The following is a 19,734-nucleotide window of genomic DNA, read 5'->3' on the forward strand; positions in this document are numbered from 1 at the left end:
CGTGTCGGCGACGGACCCACTTGTCAACGGCGCCAGAGGAAGTGGTGCACCATCCCGCTCGGACTGGGGATCCGCTCCAGATGGAAACGGTCCGTGAGCTGCTCGGGGCCGGTCCAGAATCGCTCGCCGCGGCCGAGTTCGACCTGCCCCACCGCGATGTGCATTTCGTCGATGAGATCGGCGTCGAGGAATTCCCGCACGGTGTGCACCCCGCCGCCGATCCGCACATCCTTCCCGTCGGCCGCGGCGAACGCCCGCTCCAGCGCTTCCTTCGGCGTGGCGTCCAGGAAGTGAAAGCTGGTCTCGCCCAACGTGAACGACGGCCGCACATGATGGGTGAGCACGAAAACCGGTGTGTGGAACGGGGGTTCGTCGCCCCACCAGCCCTGCCAGTCGTAGTTCTCCCACGGCCCGCGCTGCGGTCCGAACTTGTTGCGCCCCATGATCTCCGCGCCGATATTGTTGGTGAAGTCGCGGGCGCAGTGATCATCCAGGCCGTAACTGCCGCCCGGCTCGGTGCGATTGGGCCAGTGCGCGGTCGCACCCGCCCACGACATCAGCTTGCTCGGATCGGCGTGACCGAACGGCCGCTCGAGACTCTGCCCCTCGCCCGCGCCGTAACCGTCGCTGGACAGGGTGAAGTTCTGTACGCGTACCCGCTGTGCCATGAAAACCCTTCCGGTTGCGATCTGCGATTCGGGTCGGAATCTACCCGGAGCCGGACGCTCACTTCGCGGGTTTCTGCGTCGGCGTGGTGAGTAGGTCGATGACGGCGTGGGCCTCCTGCGCGGTGGGGATGGGGAGGCTGTCGCGGCCGTGGATCAGGCCGATGCCGAGGTAGACCATCGCGCCCGCGCGCAGCCGGGCGTCGGGGGTGTCGAAGCCGAGTTCGAGCATGGTCTGCTCGACGATGTCGAAGACCTTGCGCTCGAGTGCCTGCACCGCACCGGCCACCTTGGCGTCGTTGCGCGCCCATTCGCGGACCGTGGCCTCCACGATCCAGGTGCTCGGATCGACCAGCAGCGTGGCCATCTGCTCGATGCGTTCCTCGACGGGAATGGAATCGATAGCACCCAGCGCGCGCACCGCGTCGCTCTGCACGGCGGCCCAGCGGTCGGCCATCGCCTCCATCAGCTGCTGGATATCGTCGAAATGCCAGTAGAAGCTGCCCTTGGTGACGCCCAGTTCGCTGCACAACAGCGGAATCTTGATGGCGGCCACGCCTTCTCGGGCCAGTAACGTCAGCGCGCCGTCGACCCAGTCGTCGTAGGACAGTCGCGGACTGCGGCTGCGACTGCCGCGTTGGGCCTGCGCCTTCTTCGATCGCCGCGGTCGCGCACCGGATTCCGGTTGGTCCCCGTCCACGGGGTTATCTGCTGCGCTCACGTATTCGATGCTAGGTCAGTGTGCGGCCCGCTGGTTGCGGGGACGGCTCCCGATGCAGGTGAGGGGGCTGAATTCACGGGTTCTCCGATTCTGCTCGCCCGACGGTGCCGGCTGTGTACCATTCACCGCAGTACCGTGGACTATACCAAAAAGTATGATCAGCAGGATGGGTGATGAGGCCCTCCGAGGAGGACCAGCGATGGACGGACCGATCGGCCGCCGGGGATTCTTACGTCGTGCCGGAGTCGGTATGGTCGCCGCGGGAATGTACTGCCGCACAGTGGATCTCGCCGCCGCCGACCCGCCCGCGCTGCCACCGAGTCCGTTGCTGTTCCACTCCCCGCCGCTGCGGCCGTTCGTCGACGAGATGCCCCGGATGCCGGTGCTGCGCGGTACCGATCTGACGCTGAACGCCGCCACGACGACGCATCGCTTCCACCGCGACCTGGGTCCCTCGCCCGCGCTCGGCTACGGCGGCATGGACTATCTGGGCCCGACCATCGAACATCGCGTGGACGAGCCGCTGACCCTGCGATTCGGCAACCGGATCGGCACGCACCCGTTCGCGGCGGATATGGACACCACCGTGCACGGGGTGTCCGAGCGCTACCGGACCTCACCGCCGTGTTCGTTCCATCTGCACGGCGGGGTGACGCCGCCGGACAGCGACGGGCATCCCGAACGACTCGTCTTCCCCGGACAGGCTCTGACACACCACTTTCCGCTGCGTCAGTACGCCACGAACCTCTGGTATCACGACCATGCGATGGGCATCACGCGCGCGAACGTCTATGCCGGGCTCGCCGGAATGATGTTGCTGCGCGACGAATTCGACACCGGCGCGCCCGGTAATCCGCTCGGACTGCCCGCGGGGGAGTTCGAGCTGCCGCTGGTGTTGCAGGAGAAGTTGTTCACCGCCGACGGGCATCAGAGTCTGCGTTCGACTGTCGTTGTGCCGCAGGGGCTCTGGGAGGGCGGCGGCGTCGGTGACGTCGGGCTCGTGAACGGTGCGGTGTGGCCGGAGCTCGAGGTCGCGCGCGGGTTGTATCGGTTCCGGGTGCTCAACGCCGCCTCGTTCAGTCTGTGGAATCTGTTCTTCGGCAACCGGATGCGGTTCTGGGTGATCGGCAACGACCACGGTCTGCTGGATCAGCCTGTGCCCGTGCGGAATCTGCTGCTCGAGCCCGCGGAGCGGGTGGATCTGCTGGTCGACTTCTCCGGACTCGCGCCGGGGGAGACCGTCGAGTTGCGCAACGACGAGGCCCCGGTGTTCCAGGCCGCGATCCTCGGTGAGGTCGCGATGCCGCTGTTCTGCCGGTTCCGCGCGGCGAGCCGACGCGGATTCACCGGCACTGTGCCGCAACGACTTCGGGGCGGTTCGGGCCTGCCCGCCGCGCTGCCTCCGCTGGAGCAGCCGACCGTGGTGCGGAACCTCACCGTGAGTCAGCCCTACGCGGTACGCATGCCACCGGCGATCATGGTGCTGAACAACCTCACCTTCGACGACCCCGAGATCGAGATGCCCCGCCAGGGCACGGTCGAGCAGTGGAACATCATCAACATCACCCCCGACCCCCACCCCATCCACATCCACCTGGTCAACTTCCGCATCCTGAGCCGAACTCCGTTGCGCACCATCGACTATCAGCTCGCCAACCCGCAACCACCCGTCGGCGTGAAGTGGACCCCCTCGGCGGAGAACTTCCTCGCCGGTCCCGCACAACCGCCCGCCGCGTGGGAATCCGGATGGAAGGACACCGTCCGCGTAGAGGGCGGCACCGTCACCTGCCTCATCGTCCGCTTCCCGACGGCAGCGGAACTCGGCTTCGACCCCGACGCCACCTTCCCCGCCGCCCTCACCGGAACCGATATGGCCACAACACATCCCATGTCCCACAGCGCCATGTCGCACGCCGAACTACAGGGCTACGTCTGGCACTGCCACCTCTTGGACCATGAAGACCACGAGATGATGCTGCGCTATCGGACGGTGCGCTGATGACCAAGCGGTTGCGGCAGTTGCCGATTCGAGCGCAAGCGGGGGTAGGGAAGGCGGCGAGCGGGGTTCGGGGTGCGGTGAGTGCCCTGGGGGAGTTCTATCTGCTGGCGTTGGATACCGCGCGGGCGTTGGGGCGGGGGCGGTTTCCGTGGGGGGAGTTCGTGGAGCAGTGCTGGTTTCTGGCGCGGGTGTCGTTGTTGCCGACGGTGATGATGTCGATTCCGTTCACGGTGCTGGTGGTGTTCACGTTGAACTCGCTGCTCGGGGAGATCGGGGCGAGTGATCTGTCCGGGGCGGGCGCGGGATTGGGTGCGGTGACGCAGATCGGGCCGCTGGTGACAGTGCTGGTCGTCGCGGGGGCGGGGGCCACGGCGATGGCGTCGGATATCGGGTCGCGGGTGATCCGGGAGGAGATCTCCGCGATCGAGGTGCTGGGGATCGATCCGGTGCAGCGGTTGGTGCTGCCCCGGGTGCTGGCCTCGACGGTGGTCGCGGTGCTGCTGAACGGCGCGGTGTGTGCGATCGGGTTGATCGGCGGGTTCTTCTTCTCGGTGTATTTGCAGAACGTGTCACCGGGTGCGTACGCGTCGAGCGTGACGCTGCTGGTCGGATCGGGGGATCTGGCGTTGTCCGAGTTCAAGGCGGCGGTGTCGGGCGGGATCGCGGGGCTGGTCGCGTGCTATCGCGGGCTGTCGGTCACCGGCGGGCCCAAGAGCGTCGGTAACGCGGTCAACGAGACCGTCGTGTTCGCGGCGATCGCGCTGTTCGTCGCGAATCTGGTGCTGACCTCGGTCGGCCTGGCGCTGGGAAGTGGGCGGCGATGATCAGCGCGAGTGATGCGATCGGCTCGCTGCGCCGCCGGGCGGGCGCGGTCGGGCGCACGGTCGACCTCGTCGGCGATCAGGTGCTGTTCTATCTGCGCTCGGTGCTGTCGGTGGGGCGGGCCGCGCGCGCGTACCGGGACGAGACGTTGCGGCTGATCTCCGAGATCAGTTTGGGCACAGGCATTCTCGCGCTGGTCGGCGGCAGCGTGGTGATCATGGGATTCCTGACCTTCTTCGCCGGGGCGACCGTGGCGGTGCAGGGGTATCACGCGCTCGGCGGCGTCGGGGTGGAGGCGTTCACCGGATTCCTCTCGGCGTACGTCAACGTGCGGGTGGTCGCGCCGGTGACCGCGGGCGTCGGGCTGGCGGCCACCATCGGCGCGGGCACCACCGCCGAGCTGGGCGCGATGCGGATCAGCGAGGAGATCGACGCGCTGGACGCGATGGCGATCCGCTCGGTGCCCTATCTGGTCGGCACCCGGCTGCTGGCGGGGCTGATCGTGGTCGTGCCGCTGTACGCGCTGAGTGTGGTGGCGGCGTTCCTGTCGAGCCGGATCACCACGGTGCTGGTGCTGGGCCAGTCCGCCGGGGTCTACGACCACTATTTCGGCACCTTCCTCAACCCGGACGACGTGCTGTGGTCGTTCGCGCAGGCCATCGCGATGGCCGTGGTGGTGATGCTGGTGCACACCTACTACGGATTCCACACCGTGGGCGGCCCGGCCGGGGTCGGCGTGGCCACTGGACGCGCGGTACGCCTGTCGCTGATCTGCGTGGTGACGGTGACGCTGCTGATCTCCCTCGCGCTGTACGGCAGCGCCCGGCAACTACATCTGGCGGGGTGAGATGAACCGGCACTCACTGGCCAGGAAATTCGCGGCGCTCGTGTTGGCGCTCGCACTCGCGGGCGTGCTCGCGGTGACCTATGCCGCGTATCGGGGCGCGTTCCGCCCGGCGGTGGACATCACCATCGAATCCGGTCGCGCGGGACTGGCGCTGCGGACCGGCGCGCTGGTCAAACGGCACGGCGTGGAGGTCGGCCGGGTGGCGCGGGTCGAACAGGGATCGGCTGGTGCGGTGGTCGATGTGCGGCTGGATCATGGTGCGGCGCAACAGGTTCCGGCGGGCTCGGGCGCGGACATCACCTCCACCACCATCTTCGGGGAGAAGTACATCACCCTGACCGATCCCCGCGACGAGTCCGCCGGACCCATCCGCGCCGGGACGACCATTCGCGCGGGTTCGGTGACCGTGGAGATCGACTCGGTCTTCGAATCACTCACCGCCATACTGCAAGCCGTCGCGCCGGAGAAACTGAACACCACGCTCTCGGCGCTCGCCCTGGCACTGCGCGGGCAGGGCGCGGATCTGGGCAGCGCCATCGACGACGCGAATGCCGTACTGGCAACGGTGAATCCGCGACTTCCGCAGCTGCGGCACGACTTCCGGTCGACCGCCGACGCCGCCACCGTCTACGCCGACGCCGCGGACGACCTGTCCGCGACTCTCACCAACGCCTCCACCACCGCAGACACCCTGGTGGCCACCAACGACACCCTCGATTCGGCCCTGCTGTCGATGATCGGCATGTCCGGCACGGCCGATCAGGTGCTGACGCAGAACACCGAGCCGCTGATCTCCGCGATCGGCCTGCTGCGCCCGACAACCACACTGCTGGGCAGATATTCGCCCGAATTCACCTGCTTCCTGCAAGGCGCGGACGAGGCCCGCAAACTCGCCGAACCCGTGTCCGGCGGCAACGGCGCGACCATGCTGCTGCGCTCGACGTTCCTGCTCGGCACCAGCCCGTACACGTATCCGGCGAATCTGCCGGTGGTGCGCGCGAGCGGCGGACCCCGGTGCGGCGCACTGCCGAAGGTGACGATGAGTCAGGTCCCGACCCCGGCCATCGTGGCCGATACCGGAGTGGACCCGTTCCGGAGTGCGGGCACCGCACCGCAACTGGTCCCCGGCTCCCTGCTGAATCTGCTCTACGCCGCGAAGGGAGGTACGCGATGAGCCGCACCGCGACGACCGTGAAGACCGGACTGTTCGCCGCGGTCATGCTGCTGATCGTGGTCGCCCTGGTGATCGTGTTCGGCCAGTACCGATTCGACGCGCACACCCGGTACCACGCCGAGTTCAGCGACGTATCCGGTTTGCAGAAGGGCGATTTCGTCCGGGTGGCCGGGGTGGAGGTCGGACGGGTGGCCGCGGTCGGCGTCGACGCCGTGGGCTCGGATGGCGGCTATCGCGGGCAGGTCGCGCTGGATGTCGATGGCAATTACCGGATTACGCGCGCCACGCGGGCAATCGTGCGCTACCAGAACCTGGTCGGTGACCGATACCTCGAATTACAGGACGGCCCAGGCGATCCCGTGCCCGAGGCAGCGGGCTACACGATCGGCCTGGACCACACCCAACCGGCGCTGGATCTGGATCTGCTGATCGGCAGCTTCCAGCCGCTGTTCCGCGGCCTCGATCCGGTGCAGATCAACAACCTGTCCGGGGAACTGATCGCGGTACTGCAGGGCCAGGGCGGCACCGTGCAGTCGCTGCTCGTGCACGCCGCGTCGCTGACCAGCACACTCGCCGATCGCGACGAGGTGATCGGCCGCGTGGTGAGCAATCTGGACACGGTGCTGGGCAGCGTCGACAAGCACAGCGCCGAACTGTCCTCGGCCCTGGACACCGCGCAGCAGATCGCCACCGGCCTGGCCCAGGACGACCAGGCGTGGGGTCGGGCGCTCACCCACATCGACGCCTCGACCGCGTCGCTGGCGAGTCTGCTGGCCCAGGACCGCCCGGCCCTCGCGGGCACCGTGAACCAATTGCGCCGCACCGCAACCCAACTCGACGCCGGATCCGGCACCCTCGACAGCATCCTGGGCCGACTGCCGGACACCTACGCCGCATTGACCAGGCTCGGCGCGTACGGCAACTTCTTCAACTACTACCTGTGCGGTCTGCGGATCAAACTCGACGGACCCGGCGGCCAGGATTTCACCACCCCGCTGATCGGGCAGACCACAGGGCGGTGCGCGCCGAAATGACACGAAACAACGAGACCCGCAACGTCTTTCGCGCCGGACTACTCGGCACGGTGCTGATCGGGCTGGTGGTGCTGGCCACCCTGAACATCGGCGCGCTGCCGTTCCTGAGCAACAACAGCGGCTATCGCGCGCTGTTCACCGACAGCGGCGGCCTGCACACCGGTGACGTGGTCGAGGTGGCCGGAGTCGACTGCGGCACAGTGCGTCACATCGCCATCGACCACGCCGCGGTGGCCGTCGACTTCGATCTGGGCTGCGGGGTGCGACTCGGCGGCGACACCAGCGCGCGGATCGTCACCGCGACCGTGCTGGGAGCGCGGCATCTGCGGCTGCAACCGTCCGGGCGGGGCATCCTGCGGCCGGGCAGCACGATCGGACTCGACCACACCACCTCGCCGTACAACCTCAACGACGCGCTCACCGACCTGAACGACACCGCGGGCAATATCGACACCGCGCAACTGAGCAAGGCCATGCAGGTGCTGGCCGGAACCTTGCAGCAGACGCCCGCCGATCTGCGCGCGGCCGTGGACGGTGTCGGGCGGCTCTCGGCCACCATCGCCGAACGCGATCAGCAGTTGCGTGATCTGCTCGAGCACGCCGGTCGGGTGACCACGGTGCTGGCGCAGCGCAGCGGTCAGCTCGACACGCTCGTCATCGACGCGAATACCGTGCTGGGAGAACTGCAAAGCCGTCGGGACGCGGTGGCGACGTTGTTCGGCAACGTGTCGAAATTGGCCACGCAGCTCAGTGGTCTGGTGCGTGACAATCAGGCGCAGCTCGGGCCGACGCTCGACAAGGTCAATGCCGTGCTCGCCGTGTTGAGCAAGAATAACGCCAACATCAGCACCGCCATCGCCCGCCTCGGCCCGTACATGACCGAACTGGGTGAGGCCGTGGCCAGCGGCCCGTTCTTCAACTCCTACATCCAGAACCTGATCCCCGGGCAGCTCATCGCCCCGTACGTCGACGCCGCGCTGGGCGCACCCGCCCCGGCCGCTCCCGCAATTCCCCAGGGGGGACGATGAATTCGGTTACCCGGGCGGTCCGGCGACGCTCACCGTTGATGTGGGTCGCGGTGGTGGCAATACTGATCGTGCTCGCGGTGGTGTCGTACGTGGTAGCCCCGCAGTTCACGCGAAACGAGTTCACCGCCGAATTCACCTCTGTCACAGGGTTGTACACCGGTGACGAGGTGAAGGTCATGGGTGTCACCGTCGGCGGGATCGATGCGATCGAACCGGCAGGGGACCGCGTGCGGGTCCGCTTCCACGTCGACACCGGGCAGCCGATCCCCGCCGCCGCGAAGGCCGTGATCATGTCGCCGAATCTGGTGTCCTCCAGATTCATTCAGCTCGCGCCCGCCTACACCGCCGGGCCGACGCTGCGCGACGGTGCGACGATTCCGTTGGGCCGCACCGCGATTCCGGTCGAGTGGGATCAGATCAAGGTGCAGCTCCAGCGGCTGGCCACCGCGCTGGGCCCGACCGATACCGATCCGCGCGGCCCGATCGGACAGGTCGTGGACACCGCCGCGGCCAATCTCCGAGGTGAGGGGGCGAATCTGCATCAGACGCTGGCCACGTTGTCCGATGCGATGAAAACGCTGTCGCAGGGACGCGGTGATCTGGTCTCGATCGTCGCGAACCTCCAGATCTTCGTCAGCGCGCTGTCCCAGAGCGGGCAGCAGATCGTTTCGATCAACAATCGCCTGGCCACGGTGTCGACGCTGCTCGCGGACAATCGCGCCGATCTGGGTAACGCGCTGAGCGGCCTGGACGGTGCGCTCGGTGAGGTGACGAGATTCGTCGCGGACAACCGGGATCGGTTGGGCGCCACCGCCGATTCGCTGTCCTCGGTCGCGGCCACCCTCGCCCAGCAGCGCGACGGCCTGGCCCAAGTGCTGCACGTCGCGCCGAACGCCCTGGCCAACCTGGACGGCATCTACCAGCCCGCCCACAACGCCGTCGTCTCGGCACTGGCCCTGAGCAACTTCGCCAACCCGGTCAACTTCGTCTGCTCGGCACTGGCCGCCGCCGAACAGACCGACGCCCAACAGGGCGCGAAACTGTGCGCCCAATACCTCGGCCCGCTGCTGAACCTGCTCCGCACGGACTACCCGCCCATCGGCGTCAACCCGACCCGTGGCGTACCTGCGTTGCCGGGCCAAGTCGTCTACAGCCCACCAGGTCTCGCACCCCGCGCCGCCGCCCCCGCGCCGCTGTCGCAACTGCTCGTCCCGGGAGGTACGCGATGACCGTGCGCCGAATCGCCACGCTGGTGGTCGTGCTGGGACTGGTCGTCTCCTGCGGAAGTGGTTGTGGTTGGCGCGGTTTGAACTCGCTGCCGTTGCCCGGGACCGTGGGGCACGGGGAGGGGTCGTACGCGGTGCGTATTCAGATGCCGGATGTTTCGACCATTCAACGGAATTCGCCGGTGCTGGTGAACGATGTGACGGTCGGTTCGGTCACCGATATCGCGCTCGAGGGGCAGCATGCGCTGGTGACCGTGCGGCTCGAACGCGGGGTGCGGCTGCCGGAGAACGCCACCGCGAAGGTCGGGCAGACCAGTCTGCTCGGCAGCACACACATCGAACTCGCCGCTCCGGCAACCGAAGCCGCGCGCGGAACTTTGCACGACGGTTCGCTGATCCCGCTCGCGCACGCCGGGAGTTTTCCGACCACCGAGCAGACGCTGTCCTCGATGTCGCTGGTGCTCAGCGGCGGCGGACTGGCCCAGATCCGCGATATCAGCACCGAATTGAATGCGGCGCTGTCCGGTCGCGAGGATGCGGTCCGCGCGCTGCTCACCAAACTCGACACGCTGATGCGCGGCCTGGACGCGCAGAAACAGGACATCGTCGACGCCATCGCCGGAATCGATGCCCTCAGTACTCGCCTGGCCGCCCATCACGACGAGATAGCCACGGCCATAACGCATCTGGAACCGGCGTTGACGGTGATCCGGGATCGGCGGGTCGAGCTGACGCGCGCGCTCACCGGCCTGGGCGATCTGGGCCGCACGGCGAATGCGTTGATCGGCAACACCCGCGACGACATCACCGCCGAATTGCGTGACCTGCAACCGGTTCTGGCCTCGCTCGCGAACTCGGGCAGCTCCCTGACCGAGTCGCTGCGGTATCTGCTCACCTACCCGTTCCCGATCGACACCTACGCCAACGCGGTGCGTGGGGATTACGCCAACGGTGAGGTCACCTTGGATCTGCGACTGAGTACGTTGGACAACGCGCTGCTGCTGGGAACTCCGTTGCAGGGCATGCTGACCGGACTCGAGGCCATCATCGGGCACACCGCGCCCGGGCCGGTCCAGACCGCACCCGTCCCGCTGCCGAACCTGCTGACGCCCGGCGGTCCGCGATGAGCCGCCGGCCGCGGCCGCTGCCGCGCAAACTGTGGGTGTTCGCGGTCATCGCGGTGGTGTCACTAGTGACGGCCGCGACCGTCTACGCGCAGTTGCCGCAGCGAATGGGTATCGGGCGCTACACGATCGGCGTCGAACTGCACGACGGCGGCGGCCTGTACACCAACGCCGATGTCAGCTATCGCGGCGTCACCATCGGCAAGGTGACCGCGTTGACGACCACCGATTCCGGTGCGCGCGCCACACTTTCGCTGAAATCCTCGGTCGAGGTGCCCGCCGATCTGGACGCGGCGGTCCGGAGTATGTCCGCGGTCGGGGAGCAATATGTCGACCTGGTCCCGCGCCGCGCGGCGGGGCCGTACCTGACCGGCGGCGCGGTGATCCACGCCGACCGCACCTCCACCCCCGCCGATGTGGGCCGCATCCTGGACCGGATCGAATCCTCACTACAGGCGATCGGCCCCGGCAACCTGCGCACCGTCCTGGACGAATCCTTCACCGCCGTAAACGGTCTCGGCCCGCAGCTGCGCGAGCTGGTGGATGCCCTGCACCAACTGGCCCACGCCGCGGCCGGGGTCGACGGCCCGGCGGCGACCCTGATCGATCAGCTCGGACCGCTGCTGGACACCCAGACCGTCACCGGCGACCAGATCCGCCGGTGGGCATCCTCGCTGGCCGCGCTGACCGGAACACTGCGCGCGAGCGACGGCGACCTGCGCGGCGTCATCACCGCGGCGGGTCCCGCCGCCGACCAGGTCACCGCCCTGTTCACCCGGTTGCGCCCCACCCTGCCGCTGCTGCTGTCCAATCTGGTCACCGTGGAACAGGTTGCGGCCGTGTATAACCCGTCGCTGGAACAGATCCTGGTGCTCTACCCGCCCCTGATCGCCGCCACCCAGTCCGCCGGTCTGCCCAACGTCGACGACCCCGGCCAGAACACCTTCTTCGCCAATCAACTCAACGACCCGCCCCCCTGCATCGAGGGCTTCCTTCCCCCGAACGAACGCCGCTCACCCACGCAAACCGACACCCCGGCGACCCGACCGAACCTGTATTGCAAAGTCGCACAGAACGATCCGCGAGCCGTCCGCGGCGCACGCAATCTCCCCTGCATGGAATTCCCGGGCCGCCGCGCCGCCACGGTCCAACTCTGCCGCAACCCATCGGGCACCACCACACAGTCACCCACGCTCGCCCACCCGGCCGCCGCCGTCACCACCTACACGCCAACTGACGGCACTTACGTAGGCAACGACGGCAAGCTCTACGCCGATCCCGCTCTACGCCAAGGCAATTCAGGAAGGCCACTCCCGCTGCCCACGTTGCTGGCCCCACCGCCGTAGGAAATCGAGTATCTACGGCCGGGGGTGTCGACGCTGATGCCGGTCTGTGTCAAGGAAATTCAGTAGGGCCACTCCCGTTGCTCACGTTGCTGGCCCCACCGTCGTAGGAATCGAGTACCTACGCCCGGCGGTATCGACGCTGATACCGCTCTGTGCCAAGGAAATTCAGGTGAAGCATCCGCTTCGCGCCGCTCGTCATGGAAGTCGATCATCCACGCGGTGCCGGATGCGGCATCCGATTTACAGCGCGGTGGAATGTGATTCGAGGTGCGGGCGATCCGAATCGACGGCAGTGGCCCGATTCATTCCGGGCAGGGCGGCGTCCAGGTCTCGGCGGTCTCGCCGGTGGCCAGGAAGATGGTGCGGCGGCCGACTTCCACGGCGTTGTCCGCGAAACGCTCGTAGTAGCGGCCCAGCAGCGTGAGATCCACCGCGGCGGTGACCCCGTAGCCCCAGTCGGGGTTCAGCACCAGACCCAGCAGCTCCTCGTGCAGGCGGTCCATGGCGTCGTCCTGGGCGTCGAGCGCGGCCGCGGAGTCCGGATTGCCGGATTCGAGGACCTCGGCGGCGCTGGTGGCGATCGCGACCGCCGCCGCGCCCATGCGGGTGATCAACGGCCGCACCGGATCCGCGACAACGAAGTCCGGATGCCGACGGCGCGCGCTGACCGCGACATGACCCGCCAGCGCGCCCATCCGCTGGAGATTGCCGATCAACTGGATGGCGGTGACCACCTGCCGCAATTCGCTCGCCACGGGCGCTTGCAGCGTGAGTAATCGGATCGACTCCTGCTCGGCCTGCTGCGTCATGGTGTCGACGCGGGCCGCGGAATCGATCGCGGCCTCGGCCAGTTCGATATCGGCCGTGACCAGGGCCTGGGTCGCATCGGCGATCGCGGTCCGGTCCTGTAGGCAGATCTGGTGTTGCAGCTGTGCGAGCTGCCGCAGGTTGTCGTGGTAATCGCTGCGCATACCCGATTCAATCGCATTCGGGCGCGCCGCGTGTCACCGACCCGGGCGACGGCGTGTCCGGATCATGCTGCAGTTCAGTCGTTGCGGAACTGTTCGTTGCGATTCTGTAGGCGCTGGGAGAAGGTTTCGGTCCACGCGGCGGTCTCGCCGGCCTCCTCACGCGCGCCGCGCTTCCCGGGGACCGCGACACCCTTGGGCCGCGACCGCTGCGCGATCTGACGCACGTTCCAGGCCACGTAGTCCGGAACGGTCATACCCGCGCACACCGCGGCGTCGCACAGCGAATCCCATTCGAAGCTGTCCACGGTCACTGTCACAGTGACATCTCTGGTCGCCATAACGGAACACCATAGACCTCGAAACCGAACGCGGCGTGCGGGATTGCGAAGTTCATACGGTGTCCAGCTTACTGACCAGCCAATGTTCACCTACCTTGACCAGCTCGAGACGCAGGCTGCTGGACATGGTGGTGGGCTGTGCCAGATCGTCCGCGGTGGTCGTCTGATTGACGAACACCAGCGCCACCGCGTGCCCGGAATCGGCCGAAACGACGGATGTGGCAGTCACTGTCGCGGTGGAACTCATGTGCCGCCCGTTGGCCGCCGGGATCACCACGTCGGTGCCGAGTTTCTCGAAATAACCGGCGAAGTCACCGGTGAGGTGGGAGTGCGCGCGAGCCAGGTCCGCGGCGACGGTGGCGGGTTTGTAGGACAGCACGGCGGCGGCCGCATCGGCCGCGGCGGGGCCGACTTCGCGGTCGGCGGCGGTGAGTTCGGTGTCGTGGCGGTATTGCAGGATCGACCAGACCGTCGTGATCACGAGTGCTACCACGACGAGTGCGGCAGGCCAGTGGCGGAGCATCCCTCGGCGCGAGGTGGGCGCTATATCGGTGCCGGATTCGCCCAGGGGCGAGGCCGTTTCGCGCACGGGCTCCGAATTGTCCTGGCTGCCTGCGTTATCGGTGGTCGAATTGTCGGTGGCCGGTTCCGCCTCCACGGCGTTCCCTTCGATACGGCTCGTCATGGGACGAAGTCCACGTTCGAGACCAGGATGTGGCCATCGGTTCGGTGCAGGATCACCCGGAGTCGCCAGATGCGCGGTTCGTTGTTCGCGCCGGTGGAATTGGTGACTTTGGAGGTGGCGGCCACCAGGACCTTCGCGTCGTCACCGGACATCGATTCGATGCCCGCCGCGGTGACGGTTCCGGTGGTCGAGACGTGCGCCTGCTTGACGACCGAGGTGAAAGCGGTTGAGCGGGAACCGAAGTCGTCGTGAAAGGTGCCGGTGGAGGCGGCGAGGATGCGGGCGATATCCGCGTCGGCGCTGCCGGAGGAGATGGTGGTCAGGTCGACGACCGCCTGGCGTGCTGCCTGGAGGTAGGCGGCGCGGTCGGCCTGTTCGCGGGTCGCGGTGCGGTGTTGCAGGACGAGCGTTGTGGTGACGGCCGCCAGTGCCACGATGACGACGGCGGTCGCGGCCCACGCGAGCATTCGCTTACCGAGTATCGGCCTCGGCTCGGGGCCGGACTCGGTCGTGCCCGCGGGCTCCGATGTTCGCGCCGCGGTGTCCGGCGTTCGTGCTGCCGCATCCGCTGTTTCCGGAGACAATGTCTTCGCGGATCGCTCGCTCGGTACGGCATCCGCAGGCTGGGCCTGCGTGGATGACTCGGCGACAGCGTCCGCTTCGTCCGAGGGCTCGGCGTGCGTCGGCTCGTCGGCGTCGTTGTCCGCCATCCTCGACTCTCCAATACATACTCTGGTGTACCGTCTGTGCGTACTATAAAGTACGGTCCGCGATTGCGATGCGGATCGCACCGACGTGCATCGTTATTTTTCGGTGGGACACAGATCAGGAGGCCGACGTTGGCCGGAGCTGTCGAAGAACACTTCCAGCGCATGCCGTATCGCCCGGCGCAGGACGGGAAGGTGGAGATCCACTCCGGACTGAGCCGTCACTATCCGACCCTGCACGGCAATCTCGTGACGCCCCAGGGCTTCTCGCGTGATCTCGTGGTGCTGATGGCGCATCCCGCGTCGAATTTCCTGTCGCATTTCCTGCTCGACGCGTTCGCCTCGGCCGGGATCCCGATCATGGCCATGAACACCCGCTACTCGTCCAACGAGCCCGCGCTGCTGATGGAGCGTGCCGCCGAGGATCTGGGCACGGGCGTGCGGTGGTTGAAGGAACATCACGGTTTCCGGCATGTGGTGCTGCTGGGTTTCAGCGGTGGCGGGCCGCTGGTGTCGTTCTATCAGGGGCAGGCGGAGAATCCGACCATCACGCAGACGCCCACGGGTGAGGCTGTGGCGCTTCGGGATTCGATTCCGGCGGACGGGGTGATGCTGGTCGGCGCGCATGCCGGACGCGCGCGGGTGCTGCTGAACTGGATCGATCCGGCCGTGGTGGACGAATCCGATCCGTATCGCACCGATCCGGCCCTGGACCTCTACGACCCGGCCCGCACGCTGCCGCTGGACCGGGAGTGGGTGCGTGAATACCGCGCGGCCCAGCATCGCCGGATCGAGCGCATCGACGCCTGGGCGTTGGAACAGCTGGAACTGTCGAAGGATCGGCCCGGCGCGGATCCCGGACGCGTCGTGCACCGCACCATCGCCGATCCGCGTTTCGTGGACCCGACGCTGGACCCCAGCGACCGGAAGCCGGGCAGTATGTACGGCGACCCGAGCGTGGCCAATCAGGGGGCGGGTGGGTTGGCCCGGTTCGTCACCGCGCGTAGCTGGCTCAGTTCGTGGAGCGTGAATCATTCACGCGCGGACGCACTTACGGACCTCACCTCGGTGAAGGCGCCGACGGTGGTGATGTGCCTGCGCGGCGATCAGGCCGCCTTCGTGAGCGATTCGCGCGAAATGCATGCCGCCAGTGCGGATCCCGGCGCGGAACTGATCGAGATGGCCGATCTCAACCATTATCTGGTCGACCAGCCCGAGGGGATTCCGACGATCGTGCGCCGGTTGCGCGCCTGGCTCGACGAACGCGTACTCAACTCGTAATACCGAGCAGCCCAAGATATTCCAGCCAGAAAAGTTACAGCCAATTCCGAGGAGGACCAGATGACAGTGCAGGCCCAGCCCGCACGGGCCGGTGAGCCGACGCGCTGCCCGAGCGCCTTCCGATACTGGGAGGCGCGGCGCACGCCCGGTGTGCAGCGGCTCGAACGGATCTTCGCGTCGGTCACCCGCCGTGCGCTGTTCCCGACCGACGAGCAGGCGCGCATCCTGAGCGAGGATCTGTTCAGCGGCGATCCGGTCGCCGAACGTTTCGTCGCGGAGGTCATGCACGGGGAGACCGGGGCCGTGCGCGGCCGCGAGATGCTCAATCAGGCGCTGTCGACCGGCATCGCCACGGTGCCCGACGCGCCCGACGCCATGCGCGAGCTGTTCGCCGAGTTCGAAACCGTCCCGGACTGGGTGCGCCCCGAACTGGTCGAACAGGGCGCGGCCATCTGGCGACGTTGGGGCACAATGCTTTTCAGCTTCGCCGGTGCGGAGACCCTGGAGATGTACACCGAGTCGGCCGTGGCGACCCCGCTGTCGCTGGCCGGTGGTTATGCCGGGGACAGCGCGCTGCGCCGGTTCCTGGAGACCTGCCGCTTCTGGATGGACGTGTCCCAGCCCGGCGGCCTGCTCACCCTCGGTGCGCAGGGTCGGGCGACGGCGTTGAAGGTGCGCATCATGCACGTCTCGGTGCGGGCGCGCGTCGCCGAACATCCCGAATGGGATATGGAGCGGTGGGGTCTGCCGATCAGCCAGACCTATCAGCTGCTGACGCTGCTGGCCGGTAGCGTGACGCCCGGACTCGGGTTGTGGGCGTTGGGATATCAGACCACGCCCTCGGAAATCCGTGCGCTGCTGCACTTCCAGAAGTACATGGGCTATCTGCTCGGCGTGCGGGTGGGCTGGTATCCGGAGACGGTGACCGATTCGCTGCGGGTGCTGGCGATGACGATCGCGTCGCGTTCGTACGACGCGGGCAAGCACGGCGCGGAGCTGATCGAGTCGTATCCGTCCGCCTTCGCCCCGCGCGACGGGCACCGCGGCCTGACCCGGCTGCGCGAGATGTACAACTTCCGGATCAACTCGGTGTATTCGGCGATGTACATGGCGCCCGGCACGCGTCGCAAATACCATATGCCGCCGGCGTTTCCGTGGATCCTCATCCCGATCGCCCGCTTCCCGCTGATCACCGCCATGGAACTGGTCCGCCGGGTGAGCCCGGCCTTCGCGCGACAGCACGAGAAGGTGATGCTGTGGCACCGCGAGAACTGGTACCGGGCCCAGATGCAGGGCCGCGAGGCGAAATTCGACGCCAGCGGCGCACTGCGTCGATGAATCCCGTTCTCTTCCAACGAAAGTGACCGTGAGCACTGTGACCACGAGTACTACCGACATCATCGAGGCGTGGAACGGCCCGGGCCGCCGGGACGGTGAGCTGACCGTGGTCGAGCCGCGGCACAACGCATTACATCCCTCGCCGAGCAAATTGGCCTTCGAGCACTGGTATTTCGACGCCCGCCTGGACACCGGGCACGTGGTGGTCGGCTTCCTCACCAAACGCCGCCCCGAGGATCTGCCCGGGGCCAAGCCGTGGGTCGAGCTGATCGTCTACGGTCCCGACGGATCGCGGCGGCAGGTGGCCAAGCGGTATCCGCGCGACGCTGCGAGTTTCGGCACCGACTTCTTCGATGTGCGGATCGGAGACAACCACGCGCACACCGAATTCCGGGACGACGGCCTGCCGGTGCACCACGTGCATCTGGCCGAGGACGGCCTCGTGTTCGACCTGCGGTTCCACAACGAACTGCCGAGCTGGATGCCGGGGCAGGGGGAGACGCGGTTCGACGCGCAGAACTCCTTCGGCTGGGCGGTCGGTGGGCCCCGCGCCCGCGTCACCGGGACCGTGCGGATCGACGATACGGTCCTGAACGCCGACGGGCGCGGCTACGCCGACCACAACTGGGGCGTCGGCGATATGAAGAAGATCATCGACCGCTGGCACTGGGGCAGGCTCTACGACGACGAGTACTCGCTGCTGTTCGCCGACGTGCTGACCCAGCCGCGGCGCGGCTCGCACGAGATCGCGCCGCTGATGCTGGCGCGCAACGGCGAGGTCGTGCTCTCGACCGGTGAGACCGTACTCACCGAGGGCCCCAAGCGATTTCATCCGGTCGCGGGCCGGGAATACCCGGAGTGGATCGAGCTGCGGGTGCCCGATCGGCTGGAATTGCGGCTGACGGTCGAATCGGTCATCCACGCGCACGACATCATCGACGACTTCCCGATCGTGCGGTCGCGGCTGATCAAACCGCTGGTGTATCGGGCGATCGGGCATCCGGCGTATTTCCGGTTCCAGTCCGCGTTCGAGCTGACCTTGCACGAGGGCGGGGCCACCGACGTGCGGACCGGGACCACGCTGCACGAGCTGGTGGCGCTGAAATGAGTGCTGCGAGTGCGGATCCGGTGTATCTGAGCGGGTTCGGCAATCAGCATCAGACCGAGGCGATCGAGGGTGCGCTGCCGCGCGGGCAGAACTCCCCGCAGCGTGCGCCCTACGGTTTGTATGCCGAGCAGATGTCGGGGACCGCGTTCACCGAACCGCGGACGGTGAACCGGCGCAGCTGGCTGTACCGGATCCGGCCCTCGGCCGCGCATCCGCCGTTCCAGCGCGTCGGGAACCGCACGTTCCACAGCGCGCCGCTCCCGGGTGTGGCCGATCCGAACCGGTTGCGCTGGGATCCCATGCCGCGCAACGGGTCCGGGGTCGACTTCCTGGACAGTGTCTACACCGTCGCGGCGAACGGCGATGTGCTGCAACGGCAGGGCATCGCGATCCACCTGTACTGCGCGACCGCGTCGATGTCGAAACGGTACTTCGGCAATGCCGACGGTGAGTTGCTGATCGTCCCGCAGGACGGGGATATCCTGCTGCACACCGAATTCGGCCGATTGCTCGTCGCGCCCGGGCAGATCGCGGTGGTGCCGCGCTCGGTGCGGTTTCGGGTCGAGATCACCGATTCCGTTGCGGCGGGGTATATCTGCGAGAACTACGGCAGTGCGTTCACGCTGCCCGAACTCGGCCCGCTGGGCGCGAACGCGCTGGCGCACGCCCGGCACTTCCGCTATCCGGTTGCGGCGTACGAGGATATCGAGGATCGGGTCGAGGTGGTGCAGAAGTTCGGCGGGAATCTGTGGTCCGCCGAATACGATCACTCGCCCCTGGACGTGGTCGCCTGGCACGGGTCGCACGCGCCGTATCTGTACGATCTGGCGGATTTCAACGCCTTCGGCACCGTCGGCTACGACCATCCCGATCCCTCGCTGTACACGGTGCTGACCTCGCCGTCGGATACGCCCGGTCAGGCGAATGTGGATTTCGTCGCGTTCCCGCCGCGCTGGATGGTGCCCGAGCACACGTTCCGGCCGCCGCACTTCCATCGCAATGTGATGACCGAGTTCATGGGACTGGTTCGCGGCGTGCACGATTCGAAGGCGGAGGGGTTCGTGCCGGGCGGTGCGAGTCTGCACAACATGTGGGCCGCGCACGGGCCGGACCGCGAGACCTTCGAGAACGCCAGTGCCGCCGAACTCGTGCCGCAGAAGCTGGAGGGCTCGCTGCCGTTCATGTTCGAAACGCGGTGGCCGTTGATCGTCACCGACCACGCGTTCGAGGCCCCGCATCGACAGCGCGATTACGACGCGTCCTGGGCGGGCCTGCGTCGCCATTTCCAGCCGCTCAGCTGAATCACTCACTGCCACAACA

The 19,734-nt window shown here is 67.3% G+C and carries 19 protein-coding genes; 13 read left to right on the plus strand and 6 right to left on the minus strand.

Features of this window, described 5'->3' with window-relative positions; translation table 11 throughout:
- Positions 1–23 precede the first annotated feature (23 nt).
- Positions 24–668, minus strand: coding sequence for a dihydrofolate reductase family protein (locus NRB20_RS24035; protein ID WP_153412816.1), 645 nt, complete (start codon positions 666–668; stop codon positions 24–26).
- A 58-nt stretch (positions 669–726) separates the two neighbouring features.
- Positions 727–1,386 (minus strand): TetR/AcrR family transcriptional regulator, encoded by a 660-nt coding sequence (locus NRB20_RS24040; protein ID WP_319945323.1) that lies wholly within the window; start codon positions 1,384–1,386, stop codon positions 727–729.
- A gap of 199 nt (positions 1,387–1,585) precedes the next feature.
- Between NRB20_RS24040 and NRB20_RS24045 the strand changes: the two genes are divergently transcribed.
- Genes NRB20_RS24045 through NRB20_RS24085 form a run of 9 tightly spaced genes read left to right on the plus strand, consistent with a single transcriptional unit; the run spans position 1,586 to position 11,986 of the window.
- Positions 1,586–3,385, plus strand: a complete 1,800-nt coding sequence (locus tag NRB20_RS24045; RefSeq protein ID WP_153412818.1) for a multicopper oxidase family protein — start codon at positions 1,586–1,588, stop codon at positions 3,383–3,385.
- Entirely contained in the window at positions 3,385–4,209 is an 825-nt protein-coding gene (locus NRB20_RS24050; RefSeq protein ID WP_153412820.1) for an MlaE family ABC transporter permease, read from the plus strand. The genes NRB20_RS24045 and NRB20_RS24050 overlap by 1 nt, the downstream gene beginning before the upstream one ends.
- The gene (locus NRB20_RS24055) at positions 4,206–5,054 is read left to right on the plus strand and encodes an ABC transporter permease (RefSeq protein WP_153412822.1); all 849 of its coding nucleotides are present in this window, start codon (positions 4,206–4,208) and stop codon (positions 5,052–5,054) included. The genes NRB20_RS24050 and NRB20_RS24055 overlap by 4 nt, the downstream gene beginning before the upstream one ends.
- 1 nt (position 5,055) lies before the next feature.
- A complete protein-coding gene (locus NRB20_RS24060; protein WP_153412824.1) occupies positions 5,056–6,228 on the plus strand; it encodes an MCE family protein in 1,173 nt (390 codons plus the stop codon).
- Entirely contained in the window at positions 6,225–7,262 is a 1,038-nt protein-coding gene (locus NRB20_RS24065) for an MCE family protein (protein WP_153412826.1), read from the plus strand. Before NRB20_RS24060 ends, NRB20_RS24065 begins: the two co-directional genes overlap by 4 nt.
- The gene (locus tag NRB20_RS24070; protein ID WP_153412828.1) at positions 7,259–8,290 is read left to right on the plus strand and encodes an MCE family protein; all 1,032 of its coding nucleotides are present in this window, start codon (positions 7,259–7,261) and stop codon (positions 8,288–8,290) included. The genes NRB20_RS24065 and NRB20_RS24070 overlap by 4 nt, the downstream gene beginning before the upstream one ends.
- A complete protein-coding gene (locus NRB20_RS24075) occupies positions 8,287–9,519 on the plus strand; it encodes an MCE family protein (RefSeq protein WP_194289988.1) in 1,233 nt (410 codons plus the stop codon). Before NRB20_RS24070 ends, NRB20_RS24075 begins: the two co-directional genes overlap by 4 nt.
- On the plus strand, positions 9,516–10,643 hold the full coding sequence (locus NRB20_RS24080; protein WP_227833816.1) for an MCE family protein: 1,128 nt from the start codon (positions 9,516–9,518) through the stop codon (positions 10,641–10,643). The genes NRB20_RS24075 and NRB20_RS24080 overlap by 4 nt, the downstream gene beginning before the upstream one ends.
- Positions 10,640–11,986, plus strand: coding sequence for an MCE family protein (locus NRB20_RS24085; RefSeq protein WP_153412831.1), 1,347 nt, complete (start codon positions 10,640–10,642; stop codon positions 11,984–11,986). Before NRB20_RS24080 ends, NRB20_RS24085 begins: the two co-directional genes overlap by 4 nt.
- Before the next feature lie 302 nt (positions 11,987–12,288).
- Here the strand turns inward: NRB20_RS24085 and NRB20_RS24090 are convergent, their stop codons facing one another.
- The 4 genes from NRB20_RS24090 to NRB20_RS24105 form a co-directional block, all read right to left on the minus strand.
- A complete protein-coding gene (locus NRB20_RS24090) occupies positions 12,289–12,957 on the minus strand; it encodes a phosphate signaling complex PhoU family protein (protein ID WP_153412833.1) in 669 nt (222 codons plus the stop codon).
- 74 nt (positions 12,958–13,031) lie between these two features.
- Positions 13,032–13,295, minus strand: a complete 264-nt coding sequence (locus NRB20_RS24095; RefSeq protein WP_153412835.1) for a hypothetical protein — start codon at positions 13,293–13,295, stop codon at positions 13,032–13,034.
- Between the two features lie 52 nt (positions 13,296–13,347).
- Positions 13,348–13,980 (minus strand): hypothetical protein, encoded by a 633-nt coding sequence (locus NRB20_RS24100; protein ID WP_153412837.1) that lies wholly within the window; start codon positions 13,978–13,980, stop codon positions 13,348–13,350.
- A complete protein-coding gene (locus NRB20_RS24105) occupies positions 13,977–14,690 on the minus strand; it encodes a hypothetical protein (RefSeq protein ID WP_153412839.1) in 714 nt (237 codons plus the stop codon). Before NRB20_RS24105 ends, NRB20_RS24100 begins: the two co-directional genes overlap by 4 nt.
- A gap of 129 nt (positions 14,691–14,819) precedes the next feature.
- On the opposite strand from NRB20_RS24105, the gene NRB20_RS24110 reads away from it, so the two are divergent.
- Genes NRB20_RS24110 through hmgA form a run of 4 tightly spaced genes read left to right on the plus strand, consistent with a single transcriptional unit; the run spans position 14,820 to position 19,715 of the window.
- Entirely contained in the window at positions 14,820–15,968 is a 1,149-nt protein-coding gene (locus NRB20_RS24110) for an alpha/beta hydrolase (RefSeq protein WP_227833817.1), read from the plus strand.
- Between the two features lie 60 nt (positions 15,969–16,028).
- A complete protein-coding gene (locus NRB20_RS24115; protein WP_153412841.1) occupies positions 16,029–17,306 on the plus strand; it encodes an oxygenase MpaB family protein in 1,278 nt (425 codons plus the stop codon).
- Between the two features lie 37 nt (positions 17,307–17,343).
- A complete protein-coding gene (locus tag NRB20_RS24120) occupies positions 17,344–18,414 on the plus strand; it encodes a hypothetical protein (RefSeq protein ID WP_319945324.1) in 1,071 nt (356 codons plus the stop codon).
- Positions 18,411–19,715 (plus strand): homogentisate 1,2-dioxygenase, encoded by a 1,305-nt coding sequence (gene hmgA, locus NRB20_RS24125; protein ID WP_153412843.1) that lies wholly within the window; start codon positions 18,411–18,413, stop codon positions 19,713–19,715. The genes NRB20_RS24120 and hmgA overlap by 4 nt, the downstream gene beginning before the upstream one ends.
- The last annotated feature ends 19 nt before the right edge of the window (positions 19,716–19,734 follow it).

The sequence above is a fragment of the Nocardia macrotermitis genome (genome assembly GCF_009604405.1).
GTDB lineage: Bacteria > Actinomycetota > Actinomycetes > Mycobacteriales > Mycobacteriaceae > Nocardia > Nocardia macrotermitis.

Coding starts and splice junctions, on each gene's coding strand:
- NRB20_RS24035 (WP_153412816.1), bottom strand. CDS start 668: ATGGCACAGCGGGTACGCGTACAGAACTTCACCCTGTCCAGCGACGGT.
- NRB20_RS24045 (WP_153412818.1), top strand. CDS start 1,586: ATGGACGGACCGATCGGCCGCCGGGGATTCTTACGTCGTGCCGGAGTC.
- NRB20_RS24050 (WP_153412820.1), top strand. CDS start 3,385: ATGACCAAGCGGTTGCGGCAGTTGCCGATTCGAGCGCAAGCGGGGGTA.
- NRB20_RS24055 (WP_153412822.1), top strand. CDS start 4,206: ATGATCAGCGCGAGTGATGCGATCGGCTCGCTGCGCCGCCGGGCGGGC.
- NRB20_RS24060 (WP_153412824.1), top strand. CDS start 5,056: ATGAACCGGCACTCACTGGCCAGGAAATTCGCGGCGCTCGTGTTGGCG.
- NRB20_RS24065 (WP_153412826.1), top strand. CDS start 6,225: ATGAGCCGCACCGCGACGACCGTGAAGACCGGACTGTTCGCCGCGGTC.
- NRB20_RS24070 (WP_153412828.1), top strand. CDS start 7,259: ATGACACGAAACAACGAGACCCGCAACGTCTTTCGCGCCGGACTACTC.
- NRB20_RS24075 (WP_194289988.1), top strand. CDS start 8,287: ATGAATTCGGTTACCCGGGCGGTCCGGCGACGCTCACCGTTGATGTGG.
- NRB20_RS24080 (WP_227833816.1), top strand. CDS start 9,516: ATGACCGTGCGCCGAATCGCCACGCTGGTGGTCGTGCTGGGACTGGTC.
- NRB20_RS24085 (WP_153412831.1), top strand. CDS start 10,640: ATGAGCCGCCGGCCGCGGCCGCTGCCGCGCAAACTGTGGGTGTTCGCG.
- NRB20_RS24090 (WP_153412833.1), bottom strand. CDS start 12,957: ATGCGCAGCGATTACCACGACAACCTGCGGCAGCTCGCACAGCTGCAA.
- NRB20_RS24095 (WP_153412835.1), bottom strand. CDS start 13,295: ATGGCGACCAGAGATGTCACTGTGACAGTGACCGTGGACAGCTTCGAA.
- NRB20_RS24100 (WP_153412837.1), bottom strand. CDS start 13,980: ATGACGAGCCGTATCGAAGGGAACGCCGTGGAGGCGGAACCGGCCACC.
- NRB20_RS24105 (WP_153412839.1), bottom strand. CDS start 14,690: ATGGCGGACAACGACGCCGACGAGCCGACGCACGCCGAGCCCTCGGAC.
- NRB20_RS24115 (WP_153412841.1), top strand. CDS start 16,029: ATGACAGTGCAGGCCCAGCCCGCACGGGCCGGTGAGCCGACGCGCTGC.
- hmgA (WP_153412843.1), top strand. CDS start 18,411: ATGAGTGCTGCGAGTGCGGATCCGGTGTATCTGAGCGGGTTCGGCAAT.